Source organism: Pseudomonas sp. Eth.TT006, assembly GCF_054456575.1.
The window spans coordinates 58,420-80,814 of record NZ_JBTJEN010000018.1 but is presented as its reverse complement, the minus strand read 5'-3'; the positions used below and the strand labels follow the sequence as shown (position 1 = coordinate 80,814).

The 22,395-nt window shown below is 61.7% G+C and carries 18 protein-coding genes; 5 read left to right on the top strand and 13 right to left on the bottom strand.

The genetic code is table 11. From position 1 onward, the window contains the following. Nucleotides 1-158: 158 nt before the first annotated feature. The 10 genes from trpE to ACXR0M_RS23815 form a co-directional block, all read right to left on the bottom strand. On the bottom strand, nt 159-1,640 hold the full coding sequence (gene trpE / locus ACXR0M_RS23860) for an anthranilate synthase component I (protein ID WP_458834114.1): 1,482 nt from the start codon (nt 1,638-1,640) through the stop codon (nt 159-161). A gap of 70 nt (nt 1,641-1,710) precedes the next feature. Beyond that, a complete protein-coding gene (locus tag ACXR0M_RS23855) occupies nt 1,711-2,529 on the bottom strand; it encodes a phosphoglycolate phosphatase (RefSeq protein WP_458834113.1) in 819 nt (272 codons plus the stop codon). Further along, nucleotides 2,526-3,200, bottom strand: coding sequence for a ribulose-phosphate 3-epimerase (rpe, locus tag ACXR0M_RS23850; RefSeq protein ID WP_458834112.1), 675 nt, complete (start codon nt 3,198-3,200; stop codon nt 2,526-2,528). Before rpe ends, ACXR0M_RS23855 begins: the two co-directional genes overlap by 4 nt. A 112-nt stretch (nt 3,201-3,312) precedes the next feature. Then, entirely contained in the window at nt 3,313-4,461 is a 1,149-nt protein-coding gene (locus ACXR0M_RS23845) for an iron-containing alcohol dehydrogenase (RefSeq protein WP_458834111.1), read from the bottom strand. A 287-nt stretch (nt 4,462-4,748) separates the two neighbouring features. Then, nucleotides 4,749-5,573 (bottom strand): ABC transporter permease, encoded by an 825-nt coding sequence (locus ACXR0M_RS23840; RefSeq protein WP_458834110.1) that lies wholly within the window; start codon nt 5,571-5,573, stop codon nt 4,749-4,751. 12 nt (nt 5,574-5,585) lie between these two features. Then, nucleotides 5,586-6,833 carry an ABC transporter permease gene (locus ACXR0M_RS23835; RefSeq protein ID WP_064589487.1) on the bottom strand — a complete coding sequence of 416 codons (1,248 nt, stop codon included), beginning with the start codon at nt 6,831-6,833 and terminating at the stop codon, nt 5,586-5,588. A gap of 181 nt (nt 6,834-7,014) precedes the next feature. Continuing rightward, complete coding sequence (locus ACXR0M_RS23830; RefSeq protein ID WP_458834109.1) at nt 7,015-8,058, bottom strand: ABC transporter substrate-binding protein; 1,044 nt, start codon at nt 8,056-8,058, stop codon at nt 7,015-7,017. Between the two features lie 48 nt (nt 8,059-8,106). Further along, nucleotides 8,107-9,231, bottom strand: a complete 1,125-nt coding sequence (locus tag ACXR0M_RS23825; protein WP_108591995.1) for an ABC transporter ATP-binding protein — start codon at nt 9,229-9,231, stop codon at nt 8,107-8,109. A 328-nt stretch (nt 9,232-9,559) separates the two neighbouring features. Next, complete coding sequence (locus tag ACXR0M_RS23820; RefSeq protein ID WP_458834108.1) at nt 9,560-10,189, bottom strand: response regulator; 630 nt, start codon at nt 10,187-10,189, stop codon at nt 9,560-9,562. Nucleotides 10,190-10,273: 84 nt separating this feature from the next. Further along, the gene (locus ACXR0M_RS23815; protein ID WP_458834107.1) at nt 10,274-12,670 is read right to left on the bottom strand and encodes a PAS domain-containing sensor histidine kinase; all 2,397 of its coding nucleotides are present in this window, start codon (nt 12,668-12,670) and stop codon (nt 10,274-10,276) included. A gap of 74 nt (nt 12,671-12,744) precedes the next feature. Here ACXR0M_RS23815 and ACXR0M_RS23810 point away from each other — a divergent pair, with 74 nt between their 5' ends. Then, nucleotides 12,745-13,734, top strand: coding sequence for an alpha/beta hydrolase family protein (locus ACXR0M_RS23810; RefSeq protein ID WP_458834106.1), 990 nt, complete (start codon nt 12,745-12,747; stop codon nt 13,732-13,734). 129 nt (nt 13,735-13,863) lie between these two features. On the opposite strand, the gene ACXR0M_RS23805 is transcribed toward ACXR0M_RS23810, so the two are convergent. The 3 genes from ACXR0M_RS23805 to ACXR0M_RS23795 are packed head-to-tail and all read right to left on the bottom strand — an operon-like array spanning nt 13,864 to nt 16,320. Next, complete coding sequence (locus ACXR0M_RS23805; protein ID WP_458834105.1) at nt 13,864-14,631, bottom strand: TerB family tellurite resistance protein; 768 nt, start codon at nt 14,629-14,631, stop codon at nt 13,864-13,866. Between the two features lies 1 nt (nt 14,632). Continuing rightward, entirely contained in the window at nt 14,633-15,304 is a 672-nt protein-coding gene (gene murU / locus ACXR0M_RS23800; protein WP_458834104.1) for an N-acetylmuramate alpha-1-phosphate uridylyltransferase MurU, read from the bottom strand. After that, nucleotides 15,301-16,320, bottom strand: coding sequence for an aminoglycoside phosphotransferase family protein (locus tag ACXR0M_RS23795; RefSeq protein ID WP_458834103.1), 1,020 nt, complete (start codon nt 16,318-16,320; stop codon nt 15,301-15,303). The genes murU and ACXR0M_RS23795 overlap by 4 nt, the downstream gene beginning before the upstream one ends. 130 nt (nt 16,321-16,450) lie before the next feature. On the opposite strand from ACXR0M_RS23795, the gene ACXR0M_RS23790 reads away from it, so the two are divergent. From ACXR0M_RS23790 to rsmA, 4 genes are read left to right on the top strand one after another with little or no spacing between them, the layout of a single operon-like run. Beyond that, entirely contained in the window at nt 16,451-19,249 is a 2,799-nt protein-coding gene (locus ACXR0M_RS23790) for an LPS-assembly protein LptD (RefSeq protein WP_458834102.1), read from the top strand. After that, nucleotides 19,230-20,546: a peptidylprolyl isomerase SurA gene (gene surA / locus ACXR0M_RS23785; protein ID WP_458834101.1), complete on the top strand. Its 1,317-nt coding sequence runs from the start codon at nt 19,230-19,232 to the stop codon at nt 20,544-20,546. Before ACXR0M_RS23790 ends, surA begins: the two co-directional genes overlap by 20 nt. Beyond that, complete coding sequence (pdxA, locus tag ACXR0M_RS23780) at nt 20,543-21,532, top strand: 4-hydroxythreonine-4-phosphate dehydrogenase PdxA (RefSeq protein ID WP_458834100.1); 990 nt, start codon at nt 20,543-20,545, stop codon at nt 21,530-21,532. The genes surA and pdxA overlap by 4 nt, the downstream gene beginning before the upstream one ends. After that, on the top strand, nt 21,529-22,347 hold the full coding sequence (gene rsmA / locus ACXR0M_RS23775; RefSeq protein ID WP_458834099.1) for a 16S rRNA (adenine(1518)-N(6)/adenine(1519)-N(6))-dimethyltransferase RsmA: 819 nt from the start codon (nt 21,529-21,531) through the stop codon (nt 22,345-22,347). Before pdxA ends, rsmA begins: the two co-directional genes overlap by 4 nt. Nucleotides 22,348-22,395: the final 48 nt, after the last annotated feature.

Sequence of the window (22,395 nt, the reverse complement as noted above, 5' to 3'; positions counted from 1 at the left end):
CGCGGCGTCCTTACGGGCGCCGCGTTTTTTTTGCCAGACCACAATCCAATGTGGGAGCGGGCTTGCTCGCGAAAGCGGTTTATCCGTCGACGTCAATGTTGAATGTCAGGCCGCATTCGCGAGCAAGCCCGCTCCCACCCGGGGGGAATTGTGTCGACTCAGCTTTCCGGGGTCTGCTCGGCCAGGGCCACGGCGCGGAACATCGCGCGGCGCTTGTTCAGGGTTTCTTCCCATTCCAGCGCCGGCACCGAGTCGGCGACGATGCCGCCACCGGCCTGCACGTGCAGTTCGCCGTTCTTGATCACTGCGGTGCGGATCGCAATCGCGGTGTCCATGTTGCCGTTCCAGGCGAAGTAACCGACCGCGCCGCCATACACGCCACGCTTGACCGGCTCCAGTTCGTCGATGATTTCCATCGCGCGGATCTTCGGCGCGCCGGACAAAGTGCCCGCCGGCAGAATCGCCCGCAGCGCGTCCATCGCCGTCAGCCCGGACTTCAACTGGCCAGTGACGTTGGAGACGATGTGCATCACGTTGGAATAGCGCTCGATGACCATTTTCTCGGTGAGTTTCACCGAGCCGATTTCCGAGACGCGCCCGGTATCGTTGCGCCCGAGGTCGATCAGCATCAAGTGCTCGGCAATCTCCTTGTCGTCCGACAGCAGATCCTCTTCCAGCGCCAGATCCGCTTCTTCGGTGGCGCCGCGCGGACGGGTACCGGCAATCGGGCGCACGGTGATCAGGTTGTCTTCGACCCGCACCAGCACTTCCGGCGAACTGCCGACGACGTGGAAGTCGCCGAAGTTGAAGAAGTACATGTACGGCGTCGGGTTGAAGCAACGCAGGGCGCGATACAGATCGATCGGCGCAGCCTTGAAGTCGATCGACATGCGCTGCGACGGCACGACCTGCATGCAGTCACCGGCAAGGATGTATTCCTTGATGGTGTCGACGGCTTTTTCGTAATCGTCCTGGGTGAAACTGGAACGGAACACCGGGTCAGCCGCCTGCTGTTTGCTGAAGTCCAGGCCACGGCGCGGGGTGATCGGCTGGCGCAGTTTTTCCAGCAGTTGCTGCAGTTGTGCCTGGCCCTGCTCGTAGGCATCGGCTTGCGCCGGATCGGCGAGGACGATGGCGTGCATCTTGCCAGCGAGGTTGTCGAAGACGACGACCGCATCGGAGACCATCAGCAGAATGTCCGGCACGCCCAGCGGATCGGGGTTCGGGCATTTGCCCAGACGCTTTTCCACGTAGCGCACGCAGTCGTAACCGAAGTAACCGACCAGGCCACCGTTGAAACGCGGCAGACCGGCGATGGTCGGCACGTTGTAGCGGGCCTTGAAGGTTTCGACGAAGGCCAGCGGGTCTTCGACGTCATGACTTTCGGTCTCGACGCCGTCAACCGTGACGCTCACGTGATGGTCGTGAACCCGCAGCACGGTGCGGCACGGCAGGCCGATGATCGAGTAACGGCCCCATTTCTCGCCGCCCTGCACCGATTCGAGCAGGTAGGAGTTGGGCTGGTCGGCCAGTTTCAGGTAGATCGACAGCGGGGTGTCGAAGTCGGCCAGGGTTTCGCAGGCCAACGGAATGCGGTTGTAGCCGTCAGCGGCCAAGCGCAGGAATTCTTCGCGGATCATGAGGTGCCTCGTGGTGTGAGGTGCTAACAGTCAGGTGTGCAAACGCGCCGGCGAGCCGGCCAGGAACCAGTCAGGCGCGCCAACGCCAGCGGGCCAGGGCCTTGATGACTTTCATCCAGAGTTTGCGAGTGACCACCACGATGGCGTTTCCAGAACGGGATTGAGTAGCGTCGGGCAACGTTATCTCAGCGGCTGTACCGAGGCAACCGGGAATTAGCTGGCGCAGATCGTCGATCACCAGCGCCGGCGACTCCTCGGCAATCGGCCGACCGTGGTTGTAGCCGTAGCTCAGCGCCACACACTTGACCCCCGCCGCTTTCGCCGCCAGCACATCGCTGCGCGAGTCGCCGACGAACAGCGATTGTGAGGCCGGGATATTGGCCATTTTCATCACGAAGAACAGTGCCGCCGGATCAGGCTTCTGCTGCGGCAAGGTATCGCCGCCGATGATCCATTTGAAGTAGCGGCCGATCTTCATCTGATCCAGCAGCGGCGCGACGAAGCGCTCCGGCTTGTTGGTGATCAGCGCCATCGCCACGCCTTGCTTGTGCAGCCACTTGAGGGTGTCGCGCACGCCGGGATAGACCACGGTCAGCTCATGGCTGGCGCCATAGGCGTCCATGAACACTTGCAGCGCGTGCTCGGCCTCGACGTCATCCACCGCCGAATGCTCGATGCCGCCGGCCAGCGCCCGGCGCACCAGCACCGGTGCGCCATTGCCGACCCATTCGCGCACCGCCTCGATGCCGGCAGGCTTGCGCCCGAGCGAGAGCAGCATGGTGTCCACGGCCGCCGCCAGGTCGGGAACCGAGTCGATCAGCGTGCCATCCAGATCGAACATCACCAACCGTGGCAATTGCCCCGGGAACAGCTGCTCAAAACCGCTCATGGGCGCGCCAGCGCCAGTTCGGAACGCATCTTGTCGATGACTTCCTGATAGTTTGGCGCATTGAAAATCGCCGAGCCGGCGACGAAGGTGTCGGCACCGGCTGCAGCGATTTCGCGGATATTGTTGACGTTGACGCCACCGTCGATTTCCAGACGGATGTCGCGGCCCGAGGCATCGATGATCGCCCGCGCTTCGCGCAACTTGTCGAGGGTGCCAGGAATGAATTTCTGCCCGCCGAAGCCCGGGTTGACGCTCATCAGCAAGACCATGTCGACCTTGTCGATCACGTACTTGAGCACGTCCAGCGGGGTCGCCGGGTTGAACACCAGGCCGGATTTGCAGCCGCCTTCACGGATCAGTTGCAGCGAACGATCAACGTGCAGCGTGGCTTCCGGGTGGAAGGTGATGTAGCTCGCGCCGGCTTCGATAAAGTCGCCGACGATGCGATCCACCGGGCTGACCATCAGGTGCGCGTCGATTGGCGCAGTGATGCCGTACTTGCGCAGTGCCGCGCAGACCATCGGACCGATGGTCAGGTTCGGCACGTAGTGGTTGTCCATGACATCGAAGTGAACGAAGTCGGCACCGGCGGCCAGAACGTTGTCCACTTCCTCGCCGAGGCGGGCGAAGTCGGCGGAGAGAATCGACGGAGCAATTACGAAGGGCTGCATGACGCACCTTTTCTGAGCTAAATCACGATGGCGCGCATTGTAGCCTCATGCTCTGGCGCGCGCACCGTGACCGCGATGATTGGGTTGGGCCATGGCGCTGACCGGGTGCAGCTCAATACGCCGCGCGATAAATCTTCTCGATGTCCGCGGCACTCAGCTTGCGCGGGTTATTGCGCATCAAACGCTCGATTCCTGCGGCTTCCACGGCCATCGCCGGGATCGCTTCCTCCGGCACCCCGAAACTGCGCAGCCCCGGCGGAATCTCCACCGCCGCGCACAGTTCGGTCATGGCCTGCACGGCTTTATCCGCAGCCTCCGTGGCACTCAGATGAGCGGTCTTGAGCCCCATGGCTTCGGCGATATCCTGCATGCGCTCGACGCAGGCCATCTTGTTCCAGGTCATGACATACGGCAGCAGCAAGGCATTGCTGACGCCGTGGGCGATGTTGAAACGCCCGCCCAGCGGATACGCCAGCGCATGCACCGCGCCGACACCGGCATTACCGAACGCCATCCCGGCCATCAGGCTGGCGGTGGCCATGTCTTCGCGGGCCTGCAGATTCGCACCGTTGGCGTAGGCCTTGGGCAGCGACCGGGCGATCAGTCTGATGGCGCCGATGGCCAGCGAGTCGGTGATCGGCGAGGCGTTGACCGACAGATAGGATTCAATGGCGTGCACCAGCGCATCGATGCCACTGGCGGCGGTGACGCGGCGCGGGCAGGTCAGGGTCATCTGCGGGCTGACCAGGGCCACGTCCGGTAACAGATAGTCGCTGACGATACCTTTCTTCAGTTGCGCGACCTTGTCGGAAAGGATCGCCACGTTGGTCACTTCGGAACCGGTGCCGGCGGTGGTCGGGATGGCGATCAGCGGCGGCCCCTTGCGCGGCACCTGATCGACGCCGAACAGGTCCTCCAGCGCACCGTGGTAACCGGCATACGCCGCGACGCTTTTGGCGATGTCGATGGCACTGCCGCCGCCGAGACCGATCAAGCCGTCATGCCCGCCCTCGCGGTACACGCGCATGCAGTCTTCGACGATGGCAATTTCCGGGTCCGGCAGTACCCGGTCGAAAATCTCGTAGTCGCGCCCACCCAATTGGCACAGCGCCAGCTCCACGGTGCCGGACTTGACCAGCGCGGCGTCGGTGACAATCAGCGGGTTGTCGATATCGAGGCGCGTGAGTTCCGCCGCCAGTTGCTCGATGGCGCCGGCGCCGGTGATCAGTTTGTGAGCGATTTTGAACTGGGACAGACTCATGGTGCGCAGCCTCTTATAAAGGTGGGAGCTGAGCACAAGCGTAGCTGAGGGTTTGGGGTTGGCTGGTATTCAGGGTGTGAATGGTTGCTTGGCTAGAAGATCAAGAGCCCCTCACCCTAACCCTCTCCCGGAGGGAGAGGGGACTGATCGAGGTGAATGTGAGAGGTACACCGACGTGCAATACCGAGTCGAACTCGGGTTTGAACACCATGAAGATCTGCTCCCTTTCCCCCTCGCCCCCCTGGGGGAGAGGGCTGGGGTGAGGGGGTAAGCCTTTGATCTGGCCTTTAAACCTGCGCCGTACGCAGTTTCTCGCTGCGGCCGCGCAGCCATTCCAGAGTCAGCAACAGGATCACCGAGAACGCGATCAGCAATGTGGCAGCCGCAGCGATGGTCGGACTCAGGTTTTCGCGGATCCCGCTGAACATCTGCCGTGGCAAGGTCGCTTGCTCCGGGCCGGCGAGGAACAGCGTCACCACCACCTCATCGAACGATGTGGCGAAGGCGAACAACGCCCCGGAAATCACTCCCGGCGCAATCAGCGGCAGGGTCACCCGGCGGAAAGTGGTCAGTGGCGACGCGCCGAGGCTGGCCGCCGCGCGCACCAGGTTGTGATTGAAGCCCTGCAACGTCGCCGACACCGTGATGATCACGAACGGCACACCAAGCACCGCGTGCACCACGATCAACGAGAAGAAACTGTTGCCCAACCCCAGCGGTGCGAAGAACAGATAACTCGCCACACCAATGATCACCACCGGCACCACCATCGGCGAAATCACCAGCGCCATCACCAAGGCTTTGCCGGGAAAGTCACCACGGGTCAGGCCGATCGCCGCCAGCGTGCCGAAGATCATCGCCAGCACCGTCGCAGCGGGAGCCACGATGATGCTGTTCTTCAGCGCGCGCATCCATTCGGCCGAGGCGAAGAAGTCCTGATACCAGTGCAGGGAAAAGCCCTGCAGCGGATACACCAGGAAACTGCCCGAATTGAACGACAGCGGCACGATCACCAGCACCGGCAGAATCAGGAACAGCAGGATCAGGCCGCAGAGAATCCGCAAGCTGTAGAACCACACCCGTTCGATGGGCGACATGTAAGGACTCAGCATTTCAAATTCCCCTTAGCTCAGGCGCAGGCGACTGGCGCCCACCAGCCAGCTGTAGATCAGATACAGCACCACGGTTGCCAGCAGCAACAAGCCGCCGAGCGCCGTGGCCATGCCCCAGTTGATGCTGGTGTTGGTGTAGAACGCGACGAAGTAGCTGACCATTTGATCGTTCGGGCTGCCGAGCAGCGCCGGGGTGATGTAGTAGCCGATGGCGAGGATGAACACCAACAGGCAACCGGCGCCGACACCGGCATAGGTCTGCGGGAAGTACACCCGCCAGAAGCTGGCGAACGGGTGGCAGCCCAGCGAGATCGCGGCGCGCATGTAGGTCGGCGAGATGCCTTTCATCACGCTGTAGATTGGCAGGATCATGAACGGCAGCAGGATGTGCACCATCGAGATGTACACACCGGTACGGTTGAACACCAGTTCCAGCGGTTTATCGATGATGCCCATCGCCAGCAGCGCGCTGTTGATCAGGCCGCCCGATTGCAGCAACACGATCCACGCCGCGACCCGCACCAGAATCGAGGTCCAGAACGGCAGCAGCACCAGAATCATCAACAGGTTGCTCTGGCGCGACGGCAGGTTGGCCAGCAGGTAGGCCAGTGGATAGGCGAGAAGCAGGCAGATCACGGTGATGATCAGGCCCATCCAGAACGTGCGAGCGAAGATGTCGAGGTAGATCGCCTGATCCGGAGTGGCCGGGGCCAGTTCGCCGAGATCGTCGATACGGTGGTCGACCGCCGCCAGCAGGTAATACGGGGTGATGCTGCTGGTGTTGCGTTTGACCGCTTGCCAGTAGGCCGGATCGCCCCAGCGCTCGTCGAGGCCTTCGAGGGCTTCTTTATAGGAGGCCGGTTCGCTGGCAAACGGCAGCGCCCGGGCGGTTTTGGTCAGCAGGCTGCGGTAGCCGGCCAACTCCATGTTCAAGCGCTTGGACAGGTCGCCCAGCGTCTGGTTTTTCCGCGCTTCGGCGAGGTCTTCGCCGGCGGCTTTGTACACCGGTTCGGCGGGCAGGCCGCGGCCGTCCCAACTGGCGATGGCCGCCACGGTGCGCGGCATGCCGCCGACCACTTCCGGGTTGCCGACGCTTTTGTAGAGCAGCGCCACGATCGGCACCAGAAACACCAGCAACAGAAACAGCACCAGCGGCGCAATCAACGCCTGGGCCTTCCAGCGGTTGACCCGCTCGGCGCGCTTGAGCTTCTGCTTCAAGGTGGGGCTGGCGCCCTCGTTCAGGGGAACGGCGATGGCCATGACGTACTCCGCAAATCTTTGATCGTTACAGAGGTGGCGAACCACCTCGATCGATTGATGCATACAGATCCAAATGTGGGAGCGGGCTTGCTCGCGAAGGCGGCGTGTCAGTCGACATTAATGCTGAATGTACTGACGCTTTCGCGAGCAAGCCCGCTCCCACAGGAGGGCGAGCCCTCGGTTACTTCGCAGCCCAGGAGTTGAAGCGCTGCTCCAGTTGCTCGCCGTTGTCAGCCCAGAAGCTGACGTCGATCTGCACCTGGTTGGCGATGTTTTCCGGGGTGGTCGGCATGTCTTTCAGCACGTCCTTGGCCAGCAGCGGAACGGCCTGAGTGTTCGCCGGGCCGTAGGCGATGTTTTCCGAGTAGGTCTTCTGCTGTTGCGGCTGCACCGAGTAGGCGATGAATTTCTTCGCCGCTTCGGCACGCGCCTTGTCCAGACCTTTCGGGATCGCCCACGCGTCGAAGTCGTAGATGCCGCCGTTCCACACCACTTTCAGATTGGATTCTTTCTGCACCGCCGCGATCCGCCCGTTGTAGGCCGAGCTCATGACCACGTCGCCGGAAGCGAGGTACTGCGGCGGTTGCGCGCCGGCTTCCCACCACTGGATGCTTGGTTTCAGTTCATCGAGTTTCTTGAAAGCGCGGTCCTGACCCCCTTTGCTCGCCAGCTCTTTGTAGACGTCTTTCGGCGCAACGCCGTCGGCCATCAGAGCGAATTCCAGGGTGTACTTGGCGCCTTTGCGCAGGCCACGCTTGCCCGGGAATTTCTTGGTGTCCCAGAAATCCGCCCAGCTGGTCGGTGCGGTTTTCAGTTTGTCGGCGTTGTAAGCCAGCACGGTCGACCAGACAAAGAAACCTACGCCGCACGGCTGAATCGCGCCTTTGACGTAGTCTTCGGTCTTGCCGAACAGTGCCGGGTCGAGTTGCTCGAACATGTCTTCGTCGCAACCACGGGACAGCTCTGGCGATTCCACTTCGACCAGATCCCACGACACGCTCTTGGTGTCGACCATGGCTTTGACCTTGGCCATTTCACCGTTGTATTCGCCGGCGACAATCTTGCCGTTGCCCGCCGCTTCCCACGGTGCATAGAAGGCTTTGACTTGCGCCGCCTTGTTCGCCCCGCCAAACGACACCACGGTCAAATCCGGGCCGGCGGCCATCGCGCTGGCCGCACCCATCAGGCCCAGGGTCAGGGCGGTGAACTTCAGGGATCTCAACATTTATTGTTCTCTCCACGTGCAGGGTTGGTGTTGGTATTGCGGGGGCGATCAGTTCGCCTCTAACAGCGGATCAAGCGCGCGAACGTGCTCGACCTGCCAGCCAAGCGGTACCACGTCGCCGACGGCGAGCGCGGGATCGAGCTCGGCAATCGGCTGTTTCACGAAGAAGTCGGTCTTGCCGCAGACTTCCAGGCGCACCCGGACGTGGTCGCCCAGATAGATGAATTCCGCCACCCTCCCTGAGAAGCGGTTGACGCATTGGTCGCTCGAACCGTTGAGGCTGACGCGTTCCGGCCGGATCGACAGGGTCACCGGCTCGCCGGTCTGGCCAACGTTGACCGCCAGCGCCTCGACCTTCTCGCCACGACCCAGCTCGACCACGCAACGCTCGCCGCTCTGGCTAAGCAGGCGACCATTGAGGCGGTTGTTCTCGCCGATGAAGTTGGCGACGAAAGTGTTTTTCGGTTCTTCGTAAAGCGTGCGCGGCGGAGCGATCTGCTGGATTTCGCCCTGATGGAACACCGCCACGCGATCGGACATGGTCAGTGCTTCACCCTGATCATGGGTCACGTAGACCACGGTCACGCCGAGGCGCTGGTGCAGGTGCTTGATCTCCATCTGCATGTGTTCACGCAGTTGCTTGTCGAGGGCGCCCAGCGGTTCGTCCATCAATACCAGTTGCGGTTCGAACACCAGCGCGCGAGCCAGCGCCACCCGCTGTTGCTGACCACCGGAAAGTTGCGCCGGATAACGCGAAGCGAAGGCGTCGAGCTGGACCATGCTCAGGACTTTCTTGACCTTGTCGCTGACGTCGCTCTTGTTCAGGCCGCGCACGGTCAGCGGAAAGGCGAGGTTCTCGGCGACAGTCATGTGCGGAAACAGCGCGTAGTTCTGGAACACCATGCCGATGTCACGCTTGTGCGGCGGCACGTTGTTGATTGCGCGGCCGGCCAGGAGAATTTCGCCGGCGGTCGGCGTTTCGAACCCGGCGAGCATCATCAGGCTGGTGGTCTTGCCCGAGCCGGACGGCCCGAGGAGGGTCAGGAACTCGCCTTTGCGAATGTCCAGGTTGAGGTCTTTGACGATCAGGTTCTCGCCGTCGTAGCTCTTCTGCACTCCACGAAAGCTGACCAGCACGTCACTGGCCCCTGCGTTTGAATCGACCTGGCTCATACCCACACCTTTGTTATTGGTAACTGCTGTAGATCAAGCCTAGTGGCTGACGCCAGCCGCGCAAATCGGGGTGCAGGAGAGAATCGCCTCAGCCGGATGGAAGGTTGGGGGTAGGGATTGCCCTACAAGGATGGCGCTATTGGATAAAGCAGTCGCAAGCGGTGAGCGGCAAGCCACAAGCAACGGCAAAAGCGGCTGTCGTTAATGGATATGCCAACACGGCTCCCCTGTAGGAGCTGCCGCAGGCTGCGATCTTTTGATCTTGTTTTTTAAAATCAAAGTCAAAAGATCGCAGCCTGCGGCAGCTCCTACACGGGGATCAGCGTTTTCAGAGGAGTTTGTGTTCCATCGCGTATTTGACCAGTTCGGCCAGCGAGGTGATGTTGAGCTTCTGCATCAGCCGCGCCTTGTGGGTGCTGATGGTCTTGCTGCTCAGGGCCAGTTGCTGGGCGATGTCGTTGACGTTGGCGCCTTGAGCCAGCCGTTCGAACACCGAGAATTCGCGCTCGGACAGCAGCGAATGCAAAGGGCGTGCATCGGTCAGGCCGACTTCGAAGACCATCCGGTCGGCCAGCTCCGGGTCGATGTAGCGCCCGCCCGCGGCGACTTTGCGGATGGCGGTCAACAGCAATGCCGGATCGCTGTCCTTGGTCGCATAACCGGCAGCGCCGACCTTCAGTGCGCGGGCAGCCATTTGCGCTTCGTCGTGCATCGACAGCACCAGAATCGCCGGCGGATGGTTCAGCGCACGAATCCGCGGGATCGCCTCCAAGCCGTTGACCCCGGGCATCGAGATGTCCAGCAGCACCACCTCGCACGGCACACTGCGCAGGGTTTCCAGCAACTGCTCGCCGTTGCCCGCCTCCCCCACCACTTGCAGGTCCTTGGCCAGGCCGATCAATTGCTTGATCCCTTCACGGACGATGGTGTGGTCTTCGGCTACCAGTACACGGATCACATTCTTCTCCAGAATTCAGGCATACACAGATCCCTGTGGGAGCGAGCTTGCTCGCGAAGGCGTCGGTCCAGACACCGAAACATGTCAAACCTCATCAACCGGCACCCAGACATTCAGACTGGTGCCCTCCCCCGGTTCACTCTCGAGCAACAGCCGTCCACCCATGATCAGCACCCGCTCGCGCATGCCGACCAGGCCAAAGGAGGTGGGCCGATCGGTCTCGACGGCAAAGCCTACGCCATCATCGCTGACCGTCAGACACAATTCATCACCTTCCAGCGCCAGCGTCAGTTCCACAGTATGCGCCTGGGCATGGCGCATCACATTGGTCAGCGCTTCCTGCAAAATCCGGAACAGGCCAATGGCCTTGGCATCGCTGAGCGCCGGCAGATTGTCCGGTACCTGCACCAGACACGGAATCTGCGTGCGCGCTTCAAAGCGCCGCGCCTGCCATTCAATCGCCGAGGCGATCCCGGCATCGAGGATCGGCGGGCGCAGCGCGGTCGCCACATCGCGCACCAACTGAAACAACTGGGCGATCAGGCGTTTCATGCTGTTCAAGCGCTCGTTCAGCCCCGGATCGAGTTGCGCATAGGCCAGTTCGCACATCGAGGTTTCCAGCTTCAGCACGGTCAGCATCTGCCCCAGCTCATCGTGCACTTCCCGGGCAATCCGCGCCTTTTCTTCTTCACGCACGCTCTCCAGGTGCGCCGACAGTTCGCGCAGTTGCTCGCGGGATGCCGCCAGCTCCAGCTCGATGCGTTTACTTTCGCTGATGTCCCAGACGATGCCGTCCCAGACATAAGCGCCGTCCTCCAGTTGCCGGGTGATCGCCTTGATCTCGGCCCAGCGTTGCTCGCCCTGGCGGGTGAGGATGCGGCCCTGCCACGACCAGTCACTGTCGGTGTCCAGCGCCTGATCCTGGGTCTGGTGGTAGCTGGCCTTGTCGTCGGGATGCACCAGACTGCGCAGGCCCATGTCGCGGTGCGCGATGGCGGCCGGCGCGTAACCGACCAGACTTTCGCTGCCCTCACTGATGTAGGCGAAATCGATCTGCCCGGTCACCGGCGCGCGCTCCAGGCGGAACACCAGCCCCGGCACGTTGGCGGCAATCCCCTGCAGACGCGCTTCGCTTTCCTGCAAAGCCGCGAGAGAGCGGCGTCGTTCGGTGACGTCGGTGAGATAAACCACCAGATACTCGCTGTCGCGAAAGCGCAGAAAACTCAGCGAGACGTCCGCCGGCAGGATGCTGCCATCGGCGCGCACGCAGTTGGTTTCGAAGCTCAGCGGCCCTTCTTCGCTGGCCCGCGCGCGTTTCCACAGGTTGAGCCAGCGATCCATGTGCAGGCCGGGTTCGAAGTCGATCAGCGGCCGCTCGATCAGCGCACCCTGTGGATAACCGAGCATGCTTTCCGCCGCGCGATTGGCGTAGCGCACATGGCTGTCCCAGTTGACCCAGAGGATGCCGACGGTGCTTTGGTCAATGGAAAACTGGGTCAGGCGCAAGGCTTCTTCGCTGGCGGCGCGCAGGGCGATGTCTTCCCGCGCCGCCCGCAAGCGCTGCTCCAGACTGTGCTGCTGACGGCGTTGCCAGGCGACGATGGCGATGCAACTGAACAGCATCACCGCAAACAACAGGCTCAGGTTCTGCCAGAACCCCGGCGACTCCGTCAGACGCGGATACTTCGGTTGCAGCCATTGCGTGTGCAGGCGCTCCAGATCCTTGGCCGGGATTGCGCGCAAGGCGCTCTCAACAATCGCCGCCAGTTCCGGCCAGTCGCGCCGTGTGGCCACTCGCAGCAGTTGCGGCAAGCCGATATCACCGACCACCACCAGCCCGGCGAACTCCGGTTCGGCGGACAAACGCCCGAGTTGCGCCTCATCCACCACGGCGTAGGACGCTTGCTGACTCAACAACAATTGCAGCGCCTGACGCTCCAGCGGTACGCCTTGCAGATTCAGGTGCGGATAATTGCTGCGCAGGTAATCGGCAGTGGCGCTGGGCATGCGCACCGCGACGCGGGCCAGGCTGTCGACTTTCTCCAGTTCCACCACACCGCTGCTTTTCTGATCGCTGACTACCAGTTGCGGCACACGCATGTACGGATCGGAAAACAGCCACAGGCGCAGCGCTCTCGGGGTCTGGGTCAGGCCCGGGGCGATGTCGATTTCGCCTTCGCGGACAGCGTCTTCCAGTTGCGCCAGATCCTGAAAATTGCGCCAGCTCAGCTCGACATTCAGCGCCTTCGCCAGCAATTTCATCAATTCGACATTGGCCCCGGACAATCGCTGCAAGCGCCGGTCGTATTGCGCGTACGGCGCCTGCAAAACCAGACCGACGCGTAGCTCACGGTGCTGCGCCAGCCATTGCTGCTCGCTGGCGGTCAATGCCGCCGCAGGCGCTGCGGGCGCAGACGCCGCCCAGCCCATCAAGGGAAAACACAACCAGCCGATAACCCACAGGCCGCAAAAACGCATCATTGAAGTCTCGTACACTGACAAATTCTGACCAACCCATTAGGCTGCCGGGATACTTTTCTGGCCTGGAATAACCGATGCCCTCTGTCTACCGCCTGGCAATGCCAGCATTGTGCCTGTCGCTGATCCTGCCTTGTGCGTTTTCCGTCGAAGCCGCCGATCCGGCGCCCGCCACTAACGCCGAGCAACCGGCCAGCGAAAAACCGGCCGAACGCCAGCCACTGCTTGAGCGTAGTCAGGAAGAAGCCGCCGCACTCGAACGCAAAGTCCCGGCGCAGGAACAACAGCAATTGCAGGCCGGCGCCGACACCTTCCTCGCCCTGTGGAAACCGGCCAACACCGCCGAGCCCAAAGGCGCGGTGATTATCGTACCCGGCGCTGGCGAAACCGCTGACTGGCCGCAAGTGATCGGCCCGCTGCGCAGCAAGTTACCGGATGTCGAGTGGAGCAGCCTGAGTATCACCCTGCCCGACCTGCAAAGCGATGCCATCGCACCGCGCGTGATCGCTGCCCCGGCAGCGCCGAAAGCCGCGGAAACCGGCAGCAAGGATTCCACCACCGCGCAACCGATCGAGCAGGCGGCTGGCGGTGAAGCGGAGGTCGCCGATCAGGTGGTTGCCGAGACGACTGAAGAACAATCCAAGGCCGATGCCGAGCGAATCTTCGCCCGGATCGACGCGGCAATCGCCTATGCCGAACAACAGAGCGTTCGACGTGTCGTGGTTCTCGGTCACGGCACCGGCGCCTACTGGGCGGCGCGCTTCATCAGTGAGCGGCAGAGCTCGCAGGTCGAGAAACTGGTGATGGTCGATGCGCAAACACCTGGCAAGGCCAAGCCGCAGCTGGCGGAATTGACGCCAACCCTTAAGCTGCCGACCGCCGATATTTTCTACATGGACAAGGCGCAGGATCGCAACGCGGCACTGGAGCGTATGCAGGCCAGCAAGCGTTTGAAGACCTCGACGTTCAGCCAGGTGGCGCTCCAGGTGTTGCCGGATAAAAAGGCCGAGCAGGAACAGCTGTTTCGTCGGGTGCGTGGCTGGTTGAATCCGCAGAAGACTGACTGACAGACCGAGTCGCCCCATTCGCGAGCAAGCCCGCTCCCACCCGGATCGCATTCCAGCTAAAGGAATGCGATCCGGGTGGGAGCGGGCTTGCTCGCGAAGAGGCCCTCATCAACAACTCATGTCTATCGATCAGCGAAAATCCCGCCGCGCCCGAATCAGGGTGAACGCGTTGTGCAATTCACGGGTTTTCTCGGTTGCTTCGCGCACCTGTTCCGGGGTCGCACCGCTGCCGGCAATCTTGTCCGGATGATGGCGACTGAGCAGGCGCCGATAGGCTCGCTTGATCTGCGCCGGTTCGCTGGTCGCCGACACGCCGAGCAGGCGCATCGCATCCTGATAACTCACCGCCGCACTGACGATCGGGCGTTTGTTCGGCTCGTAATCACTGGCCAGCGCCTGAATCTGCTGCGTTGTCCAGCCCAGCCACTTGCCCCACTGCGCCAGCAGTTCACGCTCGCTGACGCCCGCGCGCCCGTCAGCCCAAACCATCCGCCAACAAGCGCGCAACACCCCTTCGGCCGCATGCGGCTGGGCACTCAGTCGCCGCAGATACCCGCGCAGGCGATCACCGCCGGACTTGCCGCGATTGAACGCGGCAATCGCCCGACGCCGCGCCGGCTCGCTCATTTCCAGCGCGCTCATTTCACTGCGCGCCTGCTGGATATGCCCGTCCGTCACCCGGCCATCGCTTTTCGCCAGACGCCCGAGCAACACGAACAGCAGTTCGTCGTTGCGCAGCATCGGCTGACCGCCGAGCTTTTCCCGCAGATGTCCCCAGCTCTGCAAATGCAGACGCCGGTCCAGCGCCTGCCCCAACAACGCCCCAAGCATGGCCCCCGGAATGCTGGCAATTGCAAAACCTGCTCCGGCTCCAATCAGAGTCCCTGGCCACAACATATCAACGACTCGCTTTTATCAATGCTTCAGCTTCGGCCAGACGCTCATGCGTACCGACATCGACCCAATGGCCTTTCAGACGCTCGCCAGTGACCTCTCCCTCTGCCATGGCCTTGCGCAGTAAAGGCGCCAGCTTGAAAGCACCGTCCGTGCAGCCATCGAACAATTGCGGATGCAGGACGGCGATGCCGCTGTAGGTCAGGGTTGGCGCATCGGGTTGAGCATCCAGCACCTGACCGTCATCCAGGGTGAAATCGCCGCCCGGGTGATGCGGCGGGTTGTCCGCCAGCACCAGATGCGCCAGACCGTTGATCGGTTGGTGCAGCACGCTGAAGTCGTAATCGGTCCAGATATCGCCGTTGACTACCAGAAACGCATCGTCACCGAGCAATGGCAAGGCACGGAAAATCCCGCCTCCGGTTTCCAGCGGCTCGCCTTCCGGCGAGTACTGGATGCTCAGGCCAAACTGCGAGCCGTCGCCCAGATGGTCTTCGATCTGCTGACCGAGCCAGGCATGGTTGATCACGATCTCGTTGAAACCGGCGGCGGCCAGCGCGCGCAGGTGATATTCGATCAATGGCACGCCGCCGGCACGCACCAGCGGTTTAGGGGTGGTCAGGGTCAGCGGACGCATGCGTTCGCCCTTGCCTGCCGCCAGAATCATCGCCTTCATGCCGTCGCTCCGCCGCGCAGACTGGCGAGCAACGCTTGCAGATCCGCCAGTTCAGGACGGCGTGCGGTCACCGCTTCTATATAAGCGAAGAAACGTGGCACATCAGTGAGGTAACGCGGTTTGCCATCGCGATGGCAGATGCGCGCGAAGATGCCGATGACTTTCAAGTGGCGCTGCACGCCCATCAGGTCGCTGGCGCGCAGGAAGTCTTGGAAATCCGCCTGCACCGGAATGTTCAACGCCGAAGCCTGTTGCCAGTAGTTTTCCAGCCAGCCATGCACGCGCTCTTCCGGCCAACTGAGGAAGGCGTCCTTGAACAGGCAGGTCACGTCGTAGGTCACCGGGCCATACACCGCATCCTGAAAATCCAGCACGCCGGGATTCGGCTCGCTGAGCATCAGGTTGCGCGGCATGTAGTCGCGGTGCACCAGCACTTTGGGCTGGGCCAGGGCGCTGTCGATCAGCAGCTCGCTGACGGCTTGCCACTGTTGCTGTTGTGCGGCGTCGAACTCGATGCCGAGTTCGCGTTTCACGTACCACTCGGGGAACAGCTCCAGCTCGCGGCGCAACAGCGCGACGTCGTAACTCGGCAACGGCGCGACCATCGGCAGTTGTTGAAAAGCCAGCAGTGCCTGCAGGGCATCGCTGAACAAAGCGTCGGCATTTTCGCTGTCGATCACGTCCAGATAGGTCTGGTTGCCCAGGTCATTGAGCAAAAGAAATCCGCGATCGAGGTCTTCGGCATAAATTTTCGGCACGTTGATTCCGGATTTCGCCAGCAAAAAGGCGATATCCACGAACGGTTTGCAGTTTTCCTGGGGCGGTGGCGCGTCCATCACAACGAAGCTGCGACCCTCGCCTTCCCAGCGGAAATAACGCCGGAAACTCGCGTCGCTGCTGGCCGCGGTCAACGTGGCCGGGGGCACGGTGCCCCAGCCCTCATTCGCAAAGAGGATTGCCAACTGCTCATCGAGCCAAACTTTCAGGTGTTGCAAGCGTACATCTTGGTCAGGCATTGCAAGGGTCTCCGACGGCGCTAGCCGTCAAGCGGGTCATGCTTTATTATCCAGCATCTTTTTCAGACCATCGAGAGGCGTGCGGCCCACACCGCGGGCAGATGGCACGCAGGAAGCCCGGACTAATAAGATGGCATTGAAATCCCCCGCGTTTCGTAAAAAATTTCCGTTGTTGGTAACCGGCAGTCTGCTGGCTATGCAACCTCTGGCCAGTCAATTCGTTGTTGCCGCCGAGCAGTATGACTGCGCCGTCTCGGCAACGGGTGGCTGGGCGTGTGCGCCCAAGACGCCGGCGGCTGCATTGCCACCGCGTCCGGTGCATGACGGCAGCGCTGTCAGCGCCGCCGGCGAAGCCCCGGCCCAGAACGGTTCGACTTCCGACACCGGCGCCAAGCCGGTGCTGGTCACCGAAGCCAAGGGCCGCGGCCTGAAATCCCGTAGCGAAGACTACAGTCACCTCGACTGGGTTCCGCGCGAGAAGCTCACCGCCGCCCAATTGGCCGAGACCGGTCCTTACTGCTCTGGTTCCTATATCGAACCGATTCGTCCTGGCATGAATGACAAGACGAATAAAAGTGACGCACCGACCTTTATCGGCGCCAAGGCCTCGCGCTACAACACCGATGATCAGGTGGGTACGCTGGCCGGCGACGTGGTTCTGCGTCAGGGCAGCATGCAGGTCGAGTCCGACGAGGCCAGCCTGTATCAGGCCGAGAGCCGCGCCGAACTCAACGGCGACGTACGCATTCGCGACAACGGCGCGCTGATCGTCGGCGACCACGCCGATGTGCAGCTCGACACCGGTGAAGCCAAGGTCGACAACGCCGAATACGTGATGCACAAATCGCGCATCCGCGGTAACGCGCTGTACGCCAAGCGTGCCGAGAACGCGATCATCCGCTTGAAGGACGGCACGTACACCACGTGCGAACCGAACAGCAACGCGTGGCAGCTCAAGGGCAACAACATCACCCTGAACCCGGCCACCGGTTTCGGTACCGCGACCAACGTGACGCTGCGGGTCAAGGACATTCCGATCCTGTACACGCCGTACATCTACTTCCCGATCGACGACCGTCGCCAATCGGGCTTCCTGCCGCCGACCATCGGCACCGGCAGCGATACCGGCTTCATGCTGGTGACCCCGTACTACTTCAACCTGGCGCCGAACTACGATGCCACGTTGTACCCGCGCTACATGAGCAAGCGCGGCATGCTGGTCGAAGGCGAGTTCCGTTACCTGACCAAGTCCAGCGAAGGCCAGTTCGGTGCGGCGTATCTGAACGACGAAGATACCGATCGCAGCAAGCAGACCGACTACGAAAAAAATCGCTACATGTACAACTGGCAGCACAAGGGCGGTCTCGATTCCCGTGTGATGACTCAGGTTGACTACACCAAGATCAGCGATCCGTACTACTTCCAGGACCTGACCACCGATCAGATCGGCGTGAAGAGCGCTGATTACGTGAACCAGCAGGGTTCGGTAACCTACCGCGGCGACAGCTACACCGCACGCCTGAATGCTCAGGCGTATCAGCTGGCAACCGTGTCGAACATCACGCCGTATGACCGCCTGCCGCAGATCACCTTCAATGGTCAGCTGCCGTATCATCCGGAAGGTTTGAATTTCGATTACGAGACCGAGATTGTGCGGTTTGATCGTGATCTGGAAAACGGCAACTTTACCGATGAAAACGGCGACGTAACGCCGCGCCTGGATACCAACGTTCAGGGCCTGGCGCGCGCCAACGGCGACCGTCTGAATCTGAAGCCAGGCGTCAGTCTGCCGATGAACTGGACCTATGGTTTCCTCAAGCCATCGCTCAAGTATCAATACACCCAGTACCAACTGGATCTGGACGGCACTGGCAAATCGCAGATTGCTGCAATGTCGCCGGAAAACCAGAAGCTCTACGGCAAGTTCGACAGCAACCAGAACCGTGGCGTACCGATTGCCAGTGTCGACAGCGGCCTGTATTTCGACCGCAACACCTCGTACTTCGGCAAAAACTACCGCCAGACCCTGGAACCGCGCCTGTTCTACCTCTATGTACCGAAGGTCGATCAGGAAGACATTCCGGTATTCGATACCAGTGAATACACCTTCAACTACGCCTCGCTGTTCCGCGACAACCGCTTCTCCGGCTCCGACCGCGTCGGCGACGAGAACAAGCTGTCGCTGGGCGTGACCAGCCGCTGGATCGAAGACAACGGTTTCGAGCGTCAGCGAATCAGTGTCGGTCAGGCTTACTACTTCAAGGATCGTGAAGTACAACTGCCAGGCATCGCGTTCAATGACCGTAAAGATGCGCAGGCCGACGTATCGCCGTACGCGCTGGAATACGAATACCGCTGGAACCGCGACTGGCGCACCACGGCCGATTACAACTGGGATCCGGACAGCCGCAGCCCACGTTCCGGCAGCGCCATGTTCCACTACCAGCCTGAAGACAACCCGAACAAGGTGGTCAACGTCGGCTATCGCTATCGCAACGATCAGGTGCGTTACGACCAGAACACCGGTAAATGGGCAGTGGGTGGCGGCGACTACGGCACTCCGGGCCAACCTGGCTACGTGAAGGACTACTACAAGATCCAGCAGCATGACTTCTCGGTCATCTGGCCGATCGTTCCTCAGTGGAGCGCAATCAGCCGCTGGCAGTACGACTACAACCGCAACCGTACGCTGGAAGCCTTCGGTGGTTTCGAGTACGACAACTGCTGCTGGAAACTGCGCCTGATCAATCGTTACTGGGTTTCCTACGACGAGTTCAGTCAGGAAGCTCCGCAAAACGAAAAAGGCGACCACGGCGTCTTCCTCCAAATTGTTCTGAAGGGACTCGGCGGCCTGACTGGCGCCAAGGTAGAGAGCTTCCTCGACAAAGGCATCCAAGGTTATCGTCAACGTGAAGACCAAGCTTTCTGATTCTCTGCGCCCGCTGCTGCTGGGCGCGCTGTTCCTGGGTACGGCGGCCAACGCCGCCGTACAGTCCATCGATAAAGTGGTCGCGATCGTCGATAACGATGTGGTCATGCAGAGCCAACTGGACCAGCGTGTCCACGAAGTTCAGCAGACCATCGCCAAGCGTGGCGGCGGCATGCCGCCGCCGGGCGTGCTGGATCAGCAGGTGCTCGAGCGCCTGATCGTCGAAAACCTGCAGCTGCAGATCGGCGAACGTTCCGGCATTCGCATTACCGATGAAGAACTGAACCAGGCGGTGGGCACCATTGCCCAGCGCAACAACATGACTGTGGATCAATTCCGCGCGGCGCTGGCTCACGACGGTCTGTCCTACGATGACGCCCGTGACCAGATCAAGCGCGAGATGATCATCAGCCGTGTGCGTCAGCGTCGCGTGGCAGAGCGCATCCAGGTCTCCGAGCAGGAAGTGAAGAACTTCCTCGCCTCCGACATGGGCAAGATGCAACTGTCCGAGGAACTGCACCTGGCCAACATCCTGATTCCTACGCCGGAAAGCGCCAATTCTGAAGCGATTCAGAGCGCTTACCGTCAGGCGATGGACGTTTACCAGAAACTCAAGCAAGGCGCCGATTTCGGTCAGATGGCCATCGCCAAATCCGGTAGCGACAACGCACTGGAAGGCGGCGACATGGGCTGGCGTAAAGCTGCGCAACTGCCACCTCCGTTCGACCGTGAGCTGAGCAAGATGGCAGCGGGCGACATCACCGAACCTGCACGCACCCCGGGTGGTTTCATCATCCTCAAGGTGCTGGGCAAACGTGGTGGCGAAACGCAGATGCGCGATGAGGTGCATGTACGCCACATCCTGGTCAAGCCAAGCCCGGTCCGTGACGAGGTCAAGACCAAGGAGCTGGTGGAGTCGCTATATAACCGCATCAAGGCCGGCGAAGACTTCGCTGAACTGGCGAAGAAATACTCGGAAGATCCAGGCTCTGCCCTCAACGGCGGCGACCTGAACTGGATCGACCCGAGCGCGCTGGTACCGGAGTTCCGCGCCGTGATGGCCAACACCCCGCAAGGTCAGTTGTCCAAGCCGTTCCAGACTCAGTACGGCTGGCATGTGCTGGAAGTCCTTGGCCGTCGCGCCACCGACAGCACCGAACAGGCGCGCGAGCAGCAGGCGATGAACGTTCTGCGTAACAAAAAATACGATGAAGAGCTGCAAAACTGGCTGCGTCAGATTCGTGAAGAAGCCTACGTAGAGATCAAACTCCCTGGTGCAGACCAGGCAGCGCAGTGAAACCCAAGCGTTTCGCGCTGACACCCGGCGAACCAGCCGGCATTGGTCCCGACCTGTGCCTGCTGCTCGCCTCGCAAGCCCAGCCACATCCCCTGATTGCCATCACCAGCCGCGACCTGCTCACCGAGCGGGCCGCGCAGCTGGGGCTGGCTGTCACTTTGCTGGAAGTCGCGCCTGACTGCTGGCCGGACACCCCGGCGCCTGCCAATAGCCTGTACGTCTGGGACACTCCGCTCAGCGCCCCCGTGGTTGCCGGGCACCTGGACAAGGCCAACGCGGCGTTCGTCCTCGAAACCCTGACTCGCGCCGGCAACGGCTGCCTGAACGGCGATTTCGCCGGGATGATCACCGCACCGGTGCACAAGGGCGTGATCAACGAATCCGGCATCGCGTTCTCCGGGCACACGGAATTTCTGGCTGATCTGACCCATACCAGCCAAGTGGTGATGATGCTTGCCACCCGCGGTTTGCGCGTGGCACTGGTCACCACTCACCTGCCGCTGCGCGATATTGCGGATGCAATCACACCGCAGCGACTGGAGCGGGTCACGCGGATTCTGCACGCCGACCTGCAAGAAAAATTCGGCATCGCCCGGCCACGCATCCTGATCTGCGGGCTCAACCCGCACGCCGGTGAAGGCGGACACCTGGGCCGTGAAGAAATCGACATCATCGAACCTACCTTAGAGCGCCTGCGCGGCGAGGGCATGGACCTTCGTGGCCCGCTGCCTGCCGACACTCTGTTTACCCCCAAATATCTGGAGCACTGCGACGCAGTGCTGGCGATGTACCACGACCAGGGCCTGCCCGTGCTGAAGTACAAAGGCTTCGGCGCAGCAGTCAACGTGACCCTTGGCCTGCCGATCATCCGCACTTCGGTTGACCACGGCACCGCCCTGGATCTGGCCGGCAGCGGCAAGATCGACAGCGGCAGCCTGCAAGTCGCCCTGGAAACCGCCTACCAGATGGCCGAGACCCGTTTATGACCGAGCAATACCAACACAAGGCGCGCAAACGCTTTGGCCAGAACTTCCTGCACGATGCCGGCGTCATCGACCGCATCCTGCGCTCCATCAGCGCCAAACCAGACGACCGCCTGCTGGAAATCGGCCCCGGCCAGGGCGCACTGACCGCCGGCCTACTCAACTCCGGCGCGCAACTGGACGTGGTGGAACTGGACAAGGACCTGATCCCGATCCTTAACCAGCAGTTCGCCGGCAAGAGCAACTTCAACCTGCATCAGGGCGATGCGCTGAAGTTCGACTTCAATACCCTGAACGCTGCACCGAATAGCCTGCGCGTGGTCGGCAACCTGCCGTACAACATCTCCACGCCGCTGATCTTCCACCTGCTGAACAACGCCGGCATCATTCGCGACATGCACTTCATGCTGCAAAAGGAAGTGGTCGAGCGCCTGGCGGCCGGCCCGGGTGGCGGTGACTGGGGTCGCCTGTCGATCATGGTTCAATACCACTGCCGTGTTGAGCACCTGTTCAACGTCGGTCCGGGCGCTTTCAACCCGCCGCCGAAAGTCGATTCGGCCATCGTCCGTCTGGTGCCGCACGCGGTCCTGCCCCACCCGGCCAAGGACCATCGCCTGCTGGAGCGCGTCGTTCGCGAAGCCTTCAACCAGCGTCGCAAGACCCTGCGCAACACCCTCAAGCAACTGATGACTGCCGCCGAAATCGAAGCCGCTGGCGTTGACGGCAGCCTGCGTCCCGAGCAACTGGACCTGGCCGCGTTCGTGCGCCTGGCCGACAAGCTCAGCGAGCAAGCCCCGGCCGCCTCCGCCGCCGACTGACCGGCGATGAACGCTATCGGGCAGGCCGCCACTCTGGTTTACTGCCCG

Excerpts from the sequence above, each read along its gene's own strand:
- ACXR0M_RS23810 (WP_458834106.1), top strand. The coding sequence starts at position 12,745 with ATGCCCTCTGTCTACCGCCTGGCAATGCCAGCATTGTGCCTGTCGCTG.
- ACXR0M_RS23855 (WP_458834113.1), bottom strand. The coding sequence starts at position 2,529 with ATGAGCGGTTTTGAGCAGCTGTTCCCGGGGCAATTGCCACGGTTGGTG.
- ACXR0M_RS23790 (WP_458834102.1), top strand. The coding sequence starts at position 16,451 with ATGGCATTGAAATCCCCCGCGTTTCGTAAAAAATTTCCGTTGTTGGTA.
- trpE (WP_458834114.1), bottom strand. The coding sequence starts at position 1,640 with ATGATCCGCGAAGAATTCCTGCGCTTGGCCGCTGACGGCTACAACCGC.
- ACXR0M_RS23825 (WP_108591995.1), bottom strand. The coding sequence starts at position 9,231 with ATGAGCCAGGTCGATTCAAACGCAGGGGCCAGTGACGTGCTGGTCAGC.
- ACXR0M_RS23835 (WP_064589487.1), bottom strand. The coding sequence starts at position 6,833 with ATGGCCATCGCCGTTCCCCTGAACGAGGGCGCCAGCCCCACCTTGAAG.
- ACXR0M_RS23815 (WP_458834107.1), bottom strand. The coding sequence starts at position 12,670 with ATGATGCGTTTTTGCGGCCTGTGGGTTATCGGCTGGTTGTGTTTTCCC.
- ACXR0M_RS23830 (WP_458834109.1), bottom strand. The coding sequence starts at position 8,058 with ATGTTGAGATCCCTGAAGTTCACCGCCCTGACCCTGGGCCTGATGGGT.
- ACXR0M_RS23840 (WP_458834110.1), bottom strand. The coding sequence starts at position 5,573 with ATGCTGAGTCCTTACATGTCGCCCATCGAACGGGTGTGGTTCTACAGC.
- ACXR0M_RS23845 (WP_458834111.1), bottom strand. The coding sequence starts at position 4,461 with ATGAGTCTGTCCCAGTTCAAAATCGCTCACAAACTGATCACCGGCGCC.
- rsmA (WP_458834099.1), top strand. The coding sequence starts at position 21,529 with ATGACCGAGCAATACCAACACAAGGCGCGCAAACGCTTTGGCCAGAAC.
- rpe (WP_458834112.1), bottom strand. The coding sequence starts at position 3,200 with ATGCAGCCCTTCGTAATTGCTCCGTCGATTCTCTCCGCCGACTTCGCC.
- murU (WP_458834104.1), bottom strand. The coding sequence starts at position 15,304 with ATGAAGGCGATGATTCTGGCGGCAGGCAAGGGCGAACGCATGCGTCCG.
- ACXR0M_RS23805 (WP_458834105.1), bottom strand. The coding sequence starts at position 14,631 with ATGTTGTGGCCAGGGACTCTGATTGGAGCCGGAGCAGGTTTTGCAATT.
- ACXR0M_RS23795 (WP_458834103.1), bottom strand. The coding sequence starts at position 16,320 with ATGCCTGACCAAGATGTACGCTTGCAACACCTGAAAGTTTGGCTCGAT.